Source organism: Pseudomonas brassicacearum (assembly GCF_003732225.1).
In the GTDB taxonomy this organism is placed as follows: Bacteria; Pseudomonadota; Gammaproteobacteria; order Pseudomonadales; family Pseudomonadaceae; genus Aquipseudomonas; species Aquipseudomonas brassicacearum_E.
Genome location: NZ_MOBJ01000035.1, coordinates 3,223 through 18,843, shown reverse-complemented (window position 1 = coordinate 18,843; position 15,621 = coordinate 3,223). Strand labels below are relative to the sequence as shown.

General features: G+C 58.3%; 15 protein-coding genes and 1 rRNA gene. 10 read left to right on the top strand and 6 right to left on the bottom strand.

The genetic code is table 11. The features are described 5' to 3' along the window. Nucleotides 1-90: 90 nt before the first annotated feature. From BK659_RS27275 to BK659_RS27265, 3 genes are all read left to right on the top strand, one after another. Entirely contained in the window at nucleotides 91-771 is a 681-nt protein-coding gene (locus tag BK659_RS27275; RefSeq protein ID WP_123428850.1) for a response regulator, read from the top strand. Then, nucleotides 768-2,093, top strand: coding sequence for an ATP-binding protein (locus BK659_RS27270; protein WP_123428848.1), 1,326 nt, complete (start codon nucleotides 768-770; stop codon nucleotides 2,091-2,093). Before BK659_RS27275 ends, BK659_RS27270 begins: the two co-directional genes overlap by 4 nt. Nucleotides 2,094-2,352: 259 nt before the next feature. Next, nucleotides 2,353-2,841 carry a GNAT family N-acetyltransferase gene (locus BK659_RS27265; protein ID WP_123428845.1) on the top strand — a complete coding sequence of 163 codons (489 nt, stop codon included), beginning with the start codon at nucleotides 2,353-2,355 and terminating at the stop codon, nucleotides 2,839-2,841. Nucleotides 2,842-2,981: 140 nt separating this feature from the next. On the opposite strand, the gene BK659_RS27260 is transcribed toward BK659_RS27265, so the two are convergent. Further along, complete coding sequence (locus tag BK659_RS27260) at nucleotides 2,982-3,440, bottom strand: VOC family protein (protein ID WP_123428843.1); 459 nt, start codon at nucleotides 3,438-3,440, stop codon at nucleotides 2,982-2,984. A gap of 288 nt (nucleotides 3,441-3,728) precedes the next feature. On the opposite strand from BK659_RS27260, the gene BK659_RS27255 reads away from it, so the two are divergent. From BK659_RS27255 to BK659_RS27240, 4 genes are all read left to right on the top strand, one after another. After that, nucleotides 3,729-3,998, top strand: coding sequence for a hypothetical protein (locus BK659_RS27255; RefSeq protein WP_123428841.1), 270 nt, complete (start codon nucleotides 3,729-3,731; stop codon nucleotides 3,996-3,998). Between the two features lie 97 nt (nucleotides 3,999-4,095). Further along, on the top strand, nucleotides 4,096-4,710 hold the full coding sequence (locus tag BK659_RS27250) for a LysE family translocator (RefSeq protein ID WP_123428839.1): 615 nt from the start codon (nucleotides 4,096-4,098) through the stop codon (nucleotides 4,708-4,710). A 196-nt stretch (nucleotides 4,711-4,906) separates the two neighbouring features. Then, nucleotides 4,907-6,076, top strand: coding sequence for a cysteine desulfurase family protein (locus tag BK659_RS27245; protein ID WP_123428956.1), 1,170 nt, complete (start codon nucleotides 4,907-4,909; stop codon nucleotides 6,074-6,076). 58 nt (nucleotides 6,077-6,134) lie between these two features. Beyond that, nucleotides 6,135-7,943 carry an aminopeptidase P family protein gene (locus tag BK659_RS27240; RefSeq protein ID WP_123428837.1) on the top strand — a complete coding sequence of 603 codons (1,809 nt, stop codon included), beginning with the start codon at nucleotides 6,135-6,137 and terminating at the stop codon, nucleotides 7,941-7,943. A 15-nt stretch (nucleotides 7,944-7,958) separates the two neighbouring features. Here the strand turns inward: BK659_RS27240 and BK659_RS27235 are convergent, their stop codons facing one another. Then, the gene (locus BK659_RS27235) at nucleotides 7,959-8,885 is read right to left on the bottom strand and encodes a LysR family transcriptional regulator (protein WP_123428835.1); all 927 of its coding nucleotides are present in this window, start codon (nucleotides 8,883-8,885) and stop codon (nucleotides 7,959-7,961) included. A 102-nt stretch (nucleotides 8,886-8,987) separates the two neighbouring features. Between BK659_RS27235 and BK659_RS27230 the strand changes: the two genes are divergently transcribed. Beyond that, complete coding sequence (locus BK659_RS27230; protein ID WP_123428833.1) at nucleotides 8,988-9,986, top strand: zinc-dependent alcohol dehydrogenase family protein; 999 nt, start codon at nucleotides 8,988-8,990, stop codon at nucleotides 9,984-9,986. Here the strand turns inward: BK659_RS27230 and BK659_RS27225 are convergent. Together BK659_RS27225 and BK659_RS27220 are read right to left on the bottom strand one after the other, a co-directional pair. Beyond that, nucleotides 9,983-10,573, bottom strand: a complete 591-nt coding sequence (locus tag BK659_RS27225) for a 2-hydroxychromene-2-carboxylate isomerase (protein WP_123428831.1) — start codon at nucleotides 10,571-10,573, stop codon at nucleotides 9,983-9,985. The two genes, BK659_RS27230 and BK659_RS27225, sit on opposite strands and share 4 nt — an antisense overlap. 37 nt (nucleotides 10,574-10,610) lie before the next feature. Further along, complete coding sequence (locus tag BK659_RS27220) at nucleotides 10,611-11,351, bottom strand: SDR family oxidoreductase (protein WP_123428829.1); 741 nt, start codon at nucleotides 11,349-11,351, stop codon at nucleotides 10,611-10,613. Between the two features lie 91 nt (nucleotides 11,352-11,442). On the opposite strand from BK659_RS27220, the gene BK659_RS27215 reads away from it, so the two are divergent. Then, entirely contained in the window at nucleotides 11,443-12,012 is a 570-nt protein-coding gene (locus tag BK659_RS27215) for a TetR/AcrR family transcriptional regulator (protein WP_123428827.1), read from the top strand. Nucleotides 12,013-12,024: 12 nt separating this feature from the next. On the opposite strand, the gene BK659_RS27210 is transcribed toward BK659_RS27215, so the two are convergent. Next, entirely contained in the window at nucleotides 12,025-12,306 is a 282-nt protein-coding gene (locus BK659_RS27210) for a hypothetical protein (protein WP_123428954.1), read from the bottom strand. Between the two features lie 166 nt (nucleotides 12,307-12,472). After that, nucleotides 12,473-13,360, bottom strand: a complete 888-nt coding sequence (gene rhtA, locus BK659_RS27205; protein ID WP_123428824.1) for a threonine/homoserine exporter RhtA — start codon at nucleotides 13,358-13,360, stop codon at nucleotides 12,473-12,475. A 701-nt stretch (nucleotides 13,361-14,061) separates the two neighbouring features. Between rhtA and BK659_RS27195 the strand changes: the two genes are divergently transcribed. Beyond that, nucleotides 14,062-15,598, top strand: a 16S ribosomal RNA gene (locus BK659_RS27195). Nucleotides 15,599-15,621 lie beyond the last annotated feature (23 nt).

Here is a 15,621-nt window from a genome sequence, read left to right as displayed (position 1 = left end):
ACCGCGCTATCCTTGTGGCAATGACGCGTCGGGCATAATGTCCGCTTAATCCGGCGCCTTCTTAATCAATGCTTTTCTACAGGTCTCACCATGCACGTACTTGTCTGTGAAGATGATGAGCTGATCGCCAGCGGCATCGTTGCCGGCCTCACTGCCCAGGGCTTGACCGTGGAGCATGTCGCCACGGCCTCCGCTGCCAGGGCGATGCTCAAGGTCGCCGAGTTCGATGTCATGGTGCTCGATCTGGGGCTGCCGGACGAAGACGGCTTGAAGCTGCTTCAGCAGTTGCGCCATCACGGCCTGGAGATTCCGGTGCTGATTCTCACCGCACGGGATTCGGTGACCGACCGCGTCGATGGCCTGCAAGCCGGTGCCGATGACTACCTGCTCAAACCCTTTGACCTGCGTGAGCTGGCCGCGCGCCTGCACACCTTGTTGCGCCGTGTGGCGGGGCGTAGCGTCAATCTGATCGAACATGGCGCCCTGACTTACGACCCGAGCAGTCGCGAAACCCTGCTTGCCGGTCAACCGGTGGACTTGTCGCGCCGCGAGCAATCGCTGTTACAGGCCTTGTTGCACAACCGTGGCCGGGTGCTGTCGACCGAGCAACTCAAGGACAGCGTCTACGGCTTCAACGATGAACTGGAAAGCAACGCCCTCAACGTTCATATCCACCACCTGCGGCGCAAACTCGGCAACGGCATTGTCGAGACCGTGCGCGGTTTGGGCTATCGCTTGGGGCCGGCTGACGGCGGAGAGCAATCGAAGTGATGAGTTTGCGTTTGCGCCTGAGTCTGACCCTCGGCGCGGCCTTCGCGCTGATCTGGGCCTTGGCCGCAGCCTGGATGCTCAGCGACTTGCGCAATCAGATGATGTTTTCCCTCGACCAGCGACTGGTGGCCTCGGCGCGGATGGTCGCCGGGCTGCTGGAGCAGTTGCCGGCCCTGCCGAGCAAAGGCGATGGCACGCATTTCAGTGCTGAACAATTGAATATTCCGGGGGGCATGGCCTGTCAGGTCAGCTCCTTGCGCGGCGAGATTCTTGCTCGCAGCCACAGCACTCCCGAACAAACTCTGGAAGCCGAAAAGATGGGCTTCCATGACCAGATGATCGACGGTGCGCGCTGGCGCAGTTTCACCCTGGCTCGCGGAGATGTGCGCATCACCACGGCCGACCGGCAAGTCGAGCGCGAGGCGCTGAACATGTCGGTATTGCTGGCCGCGTCGGTGCCGGTGGGCGTGGCGTTGCTCGGTTGTCTGTGCCTGCTTTGGCTGGGGATCGGCCAAGGCCTGGCGCCGCTTAATCGAATGCGCGATGCCTTGATGCGTCGCAGCGCCGATTCCCTTGAACCGTTACAGATCCAGCCGCTGCCGAGCGAACTGCAACCGTTGCTGGAAACCCAGAATCAGCTGCTCCAGCGGATCGGCAAGACCATCGAGCGCGAGCGGCGGCTGACTGGCGACGCCGCCCATGAGCTGCGCAGTCCGCTGACGGCGATCAAGACGCACCTGCAAGTGGCGCGCATGACCGAAGGCGCCGCCCGCGATCAGTCCCTGGCCCGTGCCGAGGAAGGCGCCGACCGCTTGCACCGGACGCTTGAGCAACTGCTGTTGCTGGCGCGGGTCGAAGGCAGTCTGTCGTTCGACGATGGTGTGCAGTGCAGCGCCGAGCAGGTGGCCCGTTTGGCGATTCAGGACGCGGCCAGCGGTGATCGTCAGCGGATCAAACTGCACTTGCCGGCGAGTTATTCACAGGCGCCGGTGCAAATGCCTGCGGTGCTGTCGATTGCCGCCTTGCGCAACCTGCTGGACAACGCCTTGCGCCACACTCCAGCCGAGGAGGCGGTGGAGCTGAGTCTGGAAACCATGGGCAACCGTGTGCGTTTTCAGGTGCGTGACCACGGTCCGGGAATCGCCACCGAGGATTTGCAACACCTGACCCAACGCTTCTGGCGCAACGGCGCGAGCACCGGTTGCGGGCTTGGTCTGGCGATTGTCCAGGCAATCGTCCAGCGCTGCGGCTGCGTGCTGCATTTCGACAGCCGCGCCGACGGCTTGCGGGTTGAACTGACGATGCCGTTGCAGTCAGCCTGAGCGCCCTCACACACATCCCTGTAGCAGCTGCCGAAGGCTGCGTTCGGCTGCGCAGCAGTCGTAAATCCGGGCACCACGGTTGACCTGAAAGAACGCAGCGCCTGGTTTTACGGCCGCTGCGCAGCCGAACGCAGCCTTCGCCAGCTGCTACAGGGATTGGGTTACCACATCAAATGTAACTTCTCTCCATTAGCCACCTGGCCCTTGCGGCGCTATTGTCCCTCGCAGCTTTGACTCAATGGATTGAGGTGATAGCGCTATGGATGCCTGCATACACATCTGCAAAGCCGTGCCCGCGGACGCCGGGATTATCAGCCGGATCGTCGAACGCTCGATCAAGGTCGGGTGCGCCGCGGATCACCGCAATGACCCGAAAGTCGTCGCGGCCTGGACCCACAACAAAACAGTAGAACATGTGCAGCCCTGGCTGGCCGACCCACACCTGTACCTGAACCTTGCGCTGTTGGATGACAAACCGATTGGGGTAGCCATGGCCGCCGTCAGCGGCAAGGTCGGGTTTTGTTACGTCCTGCCGGAATGGTTTCGGCGCGGTGCCGGGCAGGCGTTGATGCAGGGCCTCGAAACCTGGTTGATCGAACAGGGTTTCAGTCAGACGCGCCTCAACAGCACCTGTACCAGCGAAGATTTTTTTCAGCACCTCGGCTACCGACGCTGTGCAGAAACCTTCAGTGTTGCCGGGCTCACGGCGGTCCCCATGGACAAATCACTGACAGCTCCCTCATGGTAAAGACCTGTTCCTTGTCTGTCCGTAGGGTGCGATGAGGATGGCCAGCCGGTCGATCAGCAACAGCCTCGGCAGTTGCAGAAAATCCGTGCGCCGTGACGGATCCGCAGGAGCGCCCGGGCGGCGCTCCTGCGGTGTGTGGGTTATTGCGGCTTGAACATCTCTTTTGCCCGCTCTTCGATCTGCGCTTGAGTCAGGTTTTCCTTGCGGGTCGACAGGAACCACACATGGCCGAAGGGGTCCTTCAAGGTGCCCGAGCGGTCGCCGTAGAACTGATCTTTCACTTCCGAAACTACCGTGCCGCCCGCCTTGATCGCTTGGGCGTAGCTTTTGTCCACATCCACGACATACAGATGCAGGCCCACGGACGGCGATTTGTCGGGGTTGCTCAGCGGACCTTGATCGCACGGTGTACCGAGCATGATGGCGCAGTCGCCAATGCGCAGTTCGGCATGGCCGATGCTGCCGTCGGGCATCGCCAGGCGCATGACTTCCGTGGCGCCGAAGGCTTTTTTGTAAAAGTCGATTGCCTCGGCAGATTTCTGGATTCCCAGGTAGGGCGTGACGCTGTGATAACCCTCGGGAATGGGTTTAACGCTCATGACCGTTCTCCATTTTTTATTGGTGGGATGTCGCAAATCCTTCGCCGATTTCCGGCCGGTTCACTATAGGTCAGCCCCATCCAGGCAACCGAGTGGCCGACGGGTTGCAGCATCGCCACTGTTGCGCCATCAACGATGAACCGGCCGTTCGTTTCGATGAGCCGTACCAAACGGCAGCAAGTCTCGAAACGGTCGATAGCGACTATCGAGAGCGATGATTTTTGTCGCCTCAAGGGCGGGAGTAGCCTGTGTCCATTGCCCAAGACCAGCCCGCAGGAAGTCCCTCCCATGAACCATTTACTTGTTACATCCTTGTTGTTGGTGGCCTCGGTCCTTGCAGGTTGCGCCAGTCATACGTCCCCGGAACTGCGTCCATATACCGCCGAAGAAACCCGGGAGCTGGCGCTGGAAGCCTTGAATCGGCGTGGTTTGTCGTTTGATGAATACCAGGCGAAAAAAGCTGAATTGCTCGGCCAGCCGCAGAAAACTTTCGGTTTTGACCAGCATGGCGAGATGAACGCCCAGCGTGCTGTGCCGCTTCACGGCCACGCCAGCTAAGCGACTGTACTGCTCGAAGTTTCACCTAACTGTCCGTGGGTTTCACGCGTGGGCTGCGATAGGGTCAATACCTGACCGACCCTGATGGAATCGCCCCATGACACTCTCGCTGGATTTACTGCTGGGTTTTGCTCTGTTCGCCCTGGTGACCTCGATCACCCCGGGCCCGAACAACACGATGTTGCTGGCCTCGGGCGTCAATTTCGGTTTCAACCGCTCCATCCCACACATGCTCGGCATCACCTGCGGCTTTTTCATCCTTGTGCTCGCCGTCGGTTTTGGCCTGGGCGCGGTGTTTCAAACCTATCCTGTGCTTTACAGCGTGCTGCGTTATGTCGGCGCGGGCTATTTGCTGTATCTGGCGTGGAAAATCGCCCATTCGGGTCCCGTCTCCGAAGCCGAACAAGGTCACGCCAAGCCCATCAGCTATTGGGGTGCGGCGGCGTTTCAGTGGGTCAACCCCAAGGCGTGGATCATGGCGATTGGCGCCATCAGCACCTACACACCGCTGCAGGGCTATTTCACCAATGTGATCGTTATCGCTGCGGTGTTCGCCATCATCAACCTGCCGAGCGTCAGTGTCTGGGTGGCTTGCGGCAGCCTGTTGCGCAATGTCCTGCGTGATCGGCGCTGGTTGCGGATCTTCAACTGGGGCATGGCCTTGCTGTTGGTGGCTTCGCTGTATCCGATGCTGCACGAGAGCTTTAGCTGACTTGCGCTTCAACCCGGTGTCCGATGCCTGTTAAGCTCGACTTCAGGAGCGTTCCTACGCACTTTGAAATGAAGTCGTACTTCTTTAACGGTATCCGATCAGGTATTGCTGATTCCCCGCAGTTTTTACACCACCTCCAATGTGGCGTTTTCAGCGAATGCACCTGATCCCGGAACAAGCTCTGCGAGTCTTTTTTATGAATAAGCGTCCTTTGTATTTTGATTACGCCGCCACCACGCCGGTGGATGAGCGGGTCATTCAGGTCATGGTCGACTGTCTGGGGTTCAGCGGTAACTTCGGCAATCCGGCTTCCAGCTCCCACGCCTTTGGCCAGCAAGCCAGGCGTTCAGTAGAGCAGGCACGCCAGCAAGTCGCCGATCTGGTGGGCGCGCAAGCGCAGCAGATCGTCTGGACATCCGGCGCCACCGAGTCCAACAACCTCGCGCTCAAAGGCGTAGCCCAGGCCCGCGGTCAGTCCGGCGGCCACATCATCACCAGCCAGATCGAGCACAAGGCGATCCTCGACACCGCCAGACAATTGCAGGATGCCGGGGTCGCCGTCACGTATCTGCTGCCGGACGCCGAAGGCCTGATCACCGCGCAAGCGGTCAGCGAGGCACTGCGCGAAGACACCTTTCTGGTGTCGCTGATGCTGGTCAACAACGAGCTCGGTACCGTCAACGACATCCCGGCCATCGGTCAGCGGGTGCGTGAGCACGGCGCGTTGTTTCACGTTGACGCCGCGCAGGGCGCGGGCAAGGTAGCGATTGATCTGGCCCAATGGCCGGTGGATTTGATGTCGTTTTCCGCGCACAAGATTTACGGTCCCAAGGGGATCGGCGCGCTCTACGTCAGCCCGCGTGCCCAGCAACGCTTGCAGGCGCAGATCCATGGCGGCGGGCACGAAGGCGGTTTACGCTCCGGGACTCTGGCCACGCATCAGATCGCAGCCATGGGCGCAGCCTTTGCGCTGGCAGCGGAACACTTTGCAGAAGAGGCGACCACTATCGCCCGGCTGCGCGAGCGCTTGCTTGAGCAACTCAGCGGCATTACCGGTCTACGCTTGAACGGCAGCCCGACCCAGCGCATTCCCCATACCCTGAGCCTGACCTTCAGTGAAGGCGAGTTCAATTCCCAGGCCTTGAGTGCTTCGATCGCCTTTTCGGCGACGTCGGCCTGCAACTCCGCGAGTAATGCGCCGTCCCATGTGCTGCTAGCCTTGGGGCATGATGCGCAGACGGCGGGGCGGACCATTCGCTTGAGTCTCGGGCGTTTCACCACCGAGCAGGATATCGATCAGGCCGCACAATTGATTAAAGCAGCAACCGCCAGTGCACCGGCGTTCTGGGCTACCGCCCAATCCTGATACGCAGACCAAAAGTCAGCGCCCTATAACAAAATTAAAGTGGTTAGCAGGAGACATGATGAGTACGCAGCCTTTGACCCATGGAACGGTTCCCCAGCGCCTGGCGCAGACCCGCGAGCTGATGAGCCGGGAAGGCATCCACGCCCTGCTGGTGCCGTCGGCCGACCCGCATTTGTCGGAATATCTGCCGGGTTACTGGCAGGGGCGTCAGTGGTTGTCGGGTTTTCATGGCTCGGTCGGCACGCTGATCGTCACCCAGGACTTCGCTGGCGTTTGGGCCGACAGTCGCTACTGGGAACAGGCGACCAAGGAGCTCAAGGGCAGCGGCATCGAGTTGGTAAAACTTCAGCCTGGCCAACCCGGCCCGCTGGACTGGCTGGCCGAACAAACTCCGGAAGGTGGTGTGGTTGCGGTCGACGGCGCGGTCATGGCCGTGGCGTCGGCGCGTTCACTGAGCAGCAAGCTCGAGGAGCGTGGCGCACGGCTGCGCACTGATATCGATCTGTTGAACGAAGTCTGGAGCGATCGCCCGAGCCTGCCGAATCAACCGATCTATCAGCACTTGCCGCCGCAGGCCACTGTCAGCCGTGGGGAGAAACTCGCCAAGCTGCGTGAAAGCCTGAAAGCGCGCGGGGCCGATTGGCACTTCATTGCCACCCTTGATGACATCGCCTGGTTGTTCAACCTGCGCGGCGGCGACGTGTCGTTCAACCCGGTGTTCGTGTCCTTCGCCCTGATCGGCCAGCAACAGGCAACCTTGTTTGTCGCGCTGAGCAAGGTTGATGCGCCATTGCGCGCGATCCTCGAACAGGAAGGCGTCACTCTGCGCGACTACAGCGAAGTGGCCTCGGCGTTGGCTGCCGTGCCAAATGGCGCCAGCCTGCAAGTCGATCCGGCACGGGTGACAGCCGGTCTGCTGGATAACCTCGGCAGTGGCGTAAAGCTGATTGAAGGCCTGAACCCGACTACGTTGGCCAAGTCGCAGAAAAGTCTCGCCGATGCCGAACACATCCGTCAGGCCATGGAGCAGGACGGTGCGGCGCTGTGCGAGTTTTTCACCTGGCTGGACAGCGCTCTCGGTCGTGAACGCGTCACCGAATTGACCATCGATGAACACCTGACCGCTGCCCGTACCCGTCGTCCGGGGTATGTGTCGCTGAGCTTCAACACCATTGCCGCATTCAACGCCAACGGTGCGATGCCGCACTACCACGCCACCGAAGAAGAGCACGCGGTGATCGAAGGTGATGGCCTGTTGCTGATCGATTCCGGCGGTCAGTATCTGGGCGGCACCACTGATATTACGCGGATGGTGCCGGTGGGCACGCCGACCGCCGAGCAGAAACGCGACTGCACGCGCGTGCTCAAGGGCGTGATTGCCTTGTCCCGTGCGCAGTTCCCGCGGGGCATTCTCTCGCCATTGCTCGACTCCATCGCGCGAGCGCCGATCTGGGCTGAAAGCGTCGACTATGGCCACGGCACCGGGCATGGCGTCGGCTACTTCCTGAACGTTCACGAAGGCCCGCAAGTCATCGCCTACCAAGCCGCACCAGCGCCGCAAACCGCGATGCAGCCGGGGATGATCACCTCGATCGAGCCAGGTACTTATCGTCCCGGGCGCTGGGGCGTGCGGATAGAGAACCTGGTGTTGAACCGCGAAGCGGGTAGCAGCGAGTTTGGCGAGTTCCTCAAGTTCGAGACCCTGACCCTGTGCCCGATCGACACCCGTTGCCTGGAGCCTTCATTGCTCACCCAGGATGAGCGCGAGTGGTTCAACGCTTATCATGCACAGGTGCGTGAACGTTTGAGTCCGTTGCTCGACGGTGCTGCACTGGCGTGGCTGAACACCCGAACCGCGGCGATCTGAGACGGTGTTGCGCCGTCAGTCTTCGGACGGCGGCGCAAGCTCCGGCGCGTGGGCGAGTGCTTCGCTCATGTAGTCGACGAATGCCTTGACCCTGGCCGACTGGCGACGATTGGCCGGGGACACCGCATGGATCGGCAGCGCTTGTGCGCGGTAATCCTGCAAGATCGCGGTCACCCGACCGGCCTTCAAATCCTCGCTGAACAACCACACGGGCGACAGCGCAATCCCCAGCCCGCCTAACACCATCTCGCGTATGGCCTCCGAACTGTTGCTCTGGGCATTGCCTTTGATCCGCACGCTGTGGCGCTGAGCGTTTTTTTCGTAGATCCACTGATTCTGGCTGCTCAGCAGGTTGAACAGCAGGCAGTTATGCTGGCTCAGCTCTTCCGGTGTGTGCGGTTGGCCATGGCGAGCCAGGTAGTCGGGACTGGCGACCGTCACTCGATGGGTGGTGCCAATCTGTCGGGCAATCAAGCCGCTATCGCTCAACTCGCCGATGCGTAACGTGACGTCCAGGCCTTCGCTGACCAGGTCCTGATTCTGATCGCTGAGCTGTAAATCGATGTCTACGTGTGGATAGCGCTCAAGAAAATCCGGCAGTCGCGCGGCAATCTGCAAGCGCCCGAAGCTGACTGAGGAGCCAACCCGCAAAGGCCCGGCGACCGCTTCCCGTCCGGACTGGAAGCTGTGTTCGGCCGCGTCGACCGCCGCAAGAATCTGTCGGCATTCGTTGTAGTAACGCTGACCTTCGTCGGTCAGTGAAAGCTGGCGGGTGCTGCGAGCAATCAACTTGCCGCCGAGTTCTGTTTCCAGCGCCCGAAGGATTTTGCTGATGGTCGGTTGGCTGGTCTGCAGTTCCCGAGCGACAGCAGAGAAACTGCCGCGCTCGACTACTCTTACGAAAACCGCCATTGCATTGAGTTTGTCCAAGGGTTTTCTCATTGATGCCAAATGGGCATGGTTACTATAGCTATATAGCGTCTTATCGGCATGAGTTGGCGGGCGGATGATCAACGCAACTCTCCACTGACATGAGATTGCGAAATGACTGACTCACTTGAAATGCTCGCCCTGATCGTCGATTCGGCCAATGCACCGTTTCGTTTGGCCTCTATCCCAAGGCCTGTGCCTGAAGCCGGGCAGGTGTTGGTCAGAATCATCGCCAGTGGGGTGAATCCATTGGATGGGAAAATTCGCGCCGGGCAGGCAGCTCACGCCCGTCAGCCATTGCCGGCGGTACTGGGTATGGATCTGGCAGGGATTGTCGAAGCGCTCGGCGCCGGGGTCAGCGATTGGCAGGTCGGCGATCAGGTGTATGGCATGGCGACCGGAATTGGTGGTCAGCAGGGTTCATTGGCGCAGTTCGCCGCCGTTGATGCGCGGCTGCTGGCGCGCAAACCGGTGAATTTGAGTATGGCTGAGACGGCAGCGTTGCCGTTGGTGCTGATTACCGCGTGGGAAGGCTTGCTGGATCGCGCCCGGGTTCAGACTGACCACAAGGTATTGATTCACGGTGGCGCTGGTGGCGTCGGGCATATGGCAGTGCAGTTGGCTCGGGCATTCGGTGCCGAGGTATTTGCCACAGGGTCGGCCAGGCATCAGGCAATTATCGAAGGCTTCGGTGCAACCTTTATCGACTACCGCCAGCAGTCGGTTGAGCAGTATGTAGAGCAACATACGGCGGGGGAGGGTTTCGATATCGTTTATGACACGGTCGGAGGCGAGACTCTGGATGCGTCGTTCAGGGCTGTGCGTACTTATCAGGGGCACGTGTTGAGCTGTCTCGGCTGGGGGCAACACAGTCTGGCGCCATTGTCGTTCCGAGCGGCGAGTTACTCTGGAGTCTTCACGTTGCTGCCTTTGCTGACCGGCAGAGGTCGCGAGCGGCACGGGCAGATTCTTGGTGAGGCCGCGAAGTTGATTGAAGCAGGGTTGTTGAAGCCTTTGCTCGATCCCCGGCGGTTCACGCTGCAAACCGCCGAGGCAGCCTATGACCTGCAAGCCTCGGGTGAGGCGCAGGGCCGACTGGTTATCGAGATCTAGCCCAAGGCCTCGAGGACAAAGTCCAGGCGATCCTGGCCGAAGAACAATTCGTTGTCGACAAACATGCTTGGCGCACCGAACACACCGCGTTGGATCGCTTGCTCGGTTTTGTCCTTGAGTGCGGCTTTGACTTCCTCATCGGTGGTCAAGGCCAGCACTTCGTCGGGATCGAAGCCGTGTTCGGCCAGCACCGCGGCGACGATCGCCGGGTCGTTGAGGTTGCGGCCATCAACCCAGAGCGCGCGGAACAGGCAGTCGATAAAATCGAGGAAGCGTTCAGGGTGCCGCAACTGGATGCCGGTGACGGCGCGCATCAACAGCAGGGTGTTGATCGGAAAGTACGGATTGAGCTGGAATGGCACGCCGTAGCGCTTGGCGTAACGATCCAGGTCCACAAACATGTAATGACCCTTGGCCGGGATCTCCGCCGGTGAGGCGTTGCCGGTGGCTTTGAATACGCCACCCAGCAACATTGGTTGGTAGATCAGTTGGCTCCCGCTTTGCTCACAGATTTTCGGCAGCTGGGTATAGGCCAGGTAAGTGGCAGGGCTGCCGAGGTCGAAGAAGAACTCTACGCGTTTGCTCATATTCGATGCGCTCTGATTACTGTTATAGGGGGAGGGCTTACCAGCGTTCGCTCCAGGGCCGCAGATCCAGCTCGAAGGTCCAGGCGTCGCGTGGCTGGCTGTGCAGATACCAGTAGTTCTCGGCGATGTGTTCGGGGTTGAGAATCCCGTCCTGGTCCTTGAGGGCATACTTTTCCGGGAAACTGTCGCGAATGAAGTCGGTATCGATCGCGCCATCGACCACGATATGGGCGACATGGATGTTCATCGGGCCCAGCTCTCGCGCCATGCTTTGGGCCAGGGCGCGAATACCATGCTTGGCGCCGGCGAACGCCGCAAAACCAGCAGCCCCGCGCATACCGGCGGTAGCCCCAGTGAACAGGATAGTGCCGCGTTGTCGGGTGGCCATGCGCTTGGCCACTTCACGAGCGTTGAGAAATCCAGAGAAACAGGCCATTTCCCAAATCTTGAAATACTTGCGTGCGGTTTCTTCAAGAATGCTGCAAGGCACATTGGCGCCGATGTTGAAGACGAAGGTTTCGATCGGACCTATCTGGCTTTCGATCTGTTCAACCAGCGCGATTACATCCTCTTCCTTGCGCGCATCACACGCAAAGCCATGAGCTTCACCGCCACTGGTCTGAATGGCATCGACCAATGGCTGCAATTTGTCTGCGCTGCGACGAGTGACGCAGGCAACAAATCCTTCTTGTGCGAAACGCTTGGCAATAGCTCCGCCGGTGGCATCGCCAGCACCGACAACCAGTACGACTTTCTTGTTATTGATAGCTGTGGTCATAGTTATCGCTCTTTGGTAAACGGTCGTTAGCTAAACGAACGTTATGCTACGATCCTGAATACGTCAAGGCGATGGATTCTCGGGGGAAGCGATGCGTTACTCAGCCAGTCACAAGCTGGAAACCAGGCAGAAACTGCTTGAAAGCAGTTCAGTGTCAGCCAAGAAAGAGGGCTTTTCCACGGTGGGTGTCGACGGCTTGATGAAAGCCATCGGACTCAGTGGCGGTGCGTTTTACAGCCACTTTTCCTCGAAAGATGAACTCTTCAGTTCGATCGTCGAGCGTGAGCTGTGTCAGAGCCTTGAGCGATTGAGCGGTAATGGCGAGCTGAGTCGAACCAGATTGGAGCGTTGTCTCAAGCATTACCTGAGTATGGCGCACGTCGAGCATCCCGAATCCGGGTGTGCTCTGCCGGCACTCGGTGCCGAGATCGCTCGCTCCGACATCGCGGTACGTCAGCAAGCTGAGCAGTGGATTTGTCGGCTGCAGGAGAGTTGGGCGCGCATCCTGGAGAGCGACAGCCTGGCGTGGGCCATTCTGTCTCAATGCGTTGGTGCGTTGGTGGTTGCGCGAATGCTGGTGAATCCGGATATCCAGCGCAGCGTATTGCAATCCAGCCATGAAGAAATCGGACGCCAGATTGCCGGTCAAGGCGCTGACTAAGGTAGCGTCAGGCTATTTGCAGATAACGATCATGCTCCGGCTGGTATAGCCGGCGGGGTTGATGCCAAACGGATAGTCACCCGGGTCTTCCACCGCGTCTCCGGATTTGGCAAGCACCTTGTAGCCATTTGGGCCACATGAGTCGGCTGCACTCGTGTAGCACTTGTCCCAGGAAGACGAGAGGCCTGAGCAGTTGATGTGCAGGCCTTTTTTCCCGCGCTTGACCTCTGTCTTGGAGGTCGCAGCGCAACCGGCGACGGTTAGTACAACAAGCAATACCAAAAATCGTTTCATTCCCATCCCTATTGCGGTCTCGGGTCTGGTGCCCGAGTCTGGCAGCATGCGTTTCGTTTTTATCGCTAGTGATATCCCTATCCGAAAAAATCCATGTCTGACACTGAGTTGCGGCTAAACATGGCTCAATTGAGCGGCAAATACCAGACCTTCGTAAACGCGTGTATCAATCTACTGCCACCAGTGGCTTGGACTCACTGCGCATCGTCATGGTCGCGCCTACCGATGCCAGAATGATGCAAATGATGGCCATCCACTGTGCCAGGGACAAGTATTCGTGCAAAAACAGCAGCCCGGATAATGCGCCGAACGCGGGCTCAATGCTCATCAGTGTGCCGAAGGTGCGTGCTGGCATTCGGGTGAGAGCGATCATCTCAAGGGTGTACGGAAGGGCAGTGGACAGAATGGCAACGCCGATCGCGATGGGAATCAGCGATGGTGTGAGCAACGCTGCTCCGGCGTGGACGATGCCAATAGGTGCAACGAAGAGTGCAGCAATCATCACGCCTAGCGCGGCTGTCTGGACGCCGTTGTCTGCGCCGGCCTTCTGACCAAACAAAATGTACAGCGCCCAACATACTCCGGCGCCCAGCGCATAACCGGCACCTGTCAGGTCAATGCTCGCGTTTGTTGCGTCTGTAGGTATAAGCAGCAACAGACCGACGATGGCCAGACCGATCCACAGAAAGTCGATCGCCTTGCGTGAGGCATAGATTGCCACTGCCAGCGGACCCGTGAACTCCAGAGCGACGGCAATTCCGAGCGGGACGCTTCTTAGCGACATATAGAAGAGGAAGTTCATGCCGCCCAGCGCCATGCCGTAGACGACGACGGTGCGCAACGACCTGGCGGTGAGCTTGGCCTTCCAGGGACGCAACAGCAGTAACATGATCACGCTGGCGAACATCAGTCGCAGGGTCGTCGTCCCTTGCGCACCCACTATCGGGAACATGCTTTTTGCCAGGGAGGCTCCAGACTGGATCGACGCCATGGCTATTAATAGCAGGCCAACCGGGAACAGAGTCGATGCAAGGCTGCGGGGTTGGTCATTCATTGCGTGGCGTCGTCCGAAGTGAGAGGCGAGAGAGTGTACTGTGGCATATCATGCTTAACTAATAGGTGTTGAGCAATATACTGCGCATTCTTTGTAAGTGCTTCTATATATAGGCCGTATAGAGTGCCGTTTTTCGATTTCTGATAGAAAAACTGAATTAGGTGTTGACGGCAGATTCTGGAAGTCTATAATTCGCCCCACTTCCGGCGCAGTCGAAACGGAAAACTCCTTGGTAAACAAAGAGTTACGCAGTTTTCGACAGCGGTTACGCTTCAGTTCATCGAAGCCCGAAGGAGTTGATAAAGCAGTGTGTTTTCGCCTTATTGACGGTTCGATCTTCTCGGTCGAAAGCGGAGAAAAAGAGGTGTTGACAGCAGCGAGTAACGCTGTAGAATTCGCCTCCCGCTAACGAGAGATCGGAAGCGCAAGTGGTTGAAGTTGCAAAGGAAACTTTGAAAACTTCTGAAAATAACCGCTTGACAGCAACAGAGGCTGCTGTAGAATGCGCGCCTCGGTTGAGACGAAAGATCTTAACCAACCGCTCTTTAACAACTGAATCAAGCAATTCGTGTGGGTGCTTGTGCAGTCAGACTGATAGTCAACAAGATTATCAGCATCACAAGTTACTCCGCGAGAAATCAAAGATGTAACCAACGATTGCTGAGCCAAGTTTAGGGTTTTCTCAAAACCCAAAGATGTTTGAACTGAAGAGTTTGATCATGGCTCAGATTGAACGCTGGCGGCAGGCCTAACACATGCAAGTCGAGCGGTAGAGAGAAGCTTGCTTCTCTTGAGAGCGGCGGACGGGTGAGTAATGCCTAGGAATCTGCCTGGTAGTGGGGGATAACGCTCGGAAACGGACGCTAATACCGCATACGTCCTACGGGAGAAAGCAGGGGACCTTCGGGCCTTGCGCTATCAGATGAGCCTAGGTCGGATTAGCTAGTTGGTGAGGTAATGGCTCACCAAGGCGACGATCCGTAACTGGTCTGAGAGGATGATCAGTCACACTGGAACTGAGACACGGTCCAGACTCCTACGGGAGGCAGCAGTGGGGAATATTGGACAATGGGCGAAAGCCTGATCCAGCCATGCCGCGTGTGTGAAGAAGGTCTTCGGATTGTAAAGCACTTTAAGTTGGGAGGAAGAGCAGTTACCTAATACGTGATTGTTTTGACGTTACCGACAGAATAAGCACCGGCTAACTCTGTGCCAGCAGCCGCGGTAATACAGAGGGTGCAAGCGTTAATCGGAATTACTGGGCGTAAAGCGCGCGTAGGTGGTTCGTTAAGTTGGATGTGAAATCCCCGGGCTCAACCTGGGAACTGCATTCAAAACTGTCGAGCTAGAGTATGGTAGAGGGTGGTGGAATTTCCTGTGTAGCGGTGAAATGCGTAGATATAGGAAGGAACACCAGTGGCGAAGGCGACCACCTGGACTGATACTGACACTGAGGTGCGAAAGCGTGGGGAGCAAACAGGATTAGATACCCTGGTAGTCCACGCCGTAAACGATGTCAACTAGCCGTTGGGAGCCTTGAGCTCTTAGTGGCGCAGCTAACGCATTAAGTTGACCGCCTGGGGAGTACGGCCGCAAGGTTAAAACTCAAATGAATTGACGGGGGCCCGCACAAGCGGTGGAGCATGTGGTTTAATTCGAAGCAACGCGAAGAACCTTACCAGGCCTTGACATCCAATGAACTTTCCAGAGATGGATTGGTGCCTTCGGGAACATTGAGACAGGTGCTGCATGGCTGTCGTCAGCTCGTGTCGTGAGATGTTGGGTTAAGTCCCGTAACGAGCGCAACCCTTGTCCTTAGTTACCAGCACGTTATGGTGGGCACTCTAAGGAGACTGCCGGTGACAAACCGGAGGAAGGTGGGGATGACGTCAAGTCATCATGGCCCTTACGGCCTGGGCTACACACGTGCTACAATGGTCGGTACAGAGGGTTGCCAAGCCGCGAGGTGGAGCTAATCCCACAAAACCGATCGTAGTCCGGATCGCAGTCTGCAACTCGACTGCGTGAAGTCGGAATCGCTAGTAATCGCGAATCAGAATGTCGCGGTGAATACGTTCCCGGGCCTTGTACACACCGCCCGTCACACCATGGGAGTGGGTTGCACCAGAAGTAGCTAGTCTAACCTTCGGGAGGACGGTTACCACGGTGTGATTCATGACTGGGGTGAAGTCGTAACAAGGTAGCCGTAGGGGAACCTGCGGCTGGATCACCTCCTTAATCGACGACATCAGCTGCTGCAT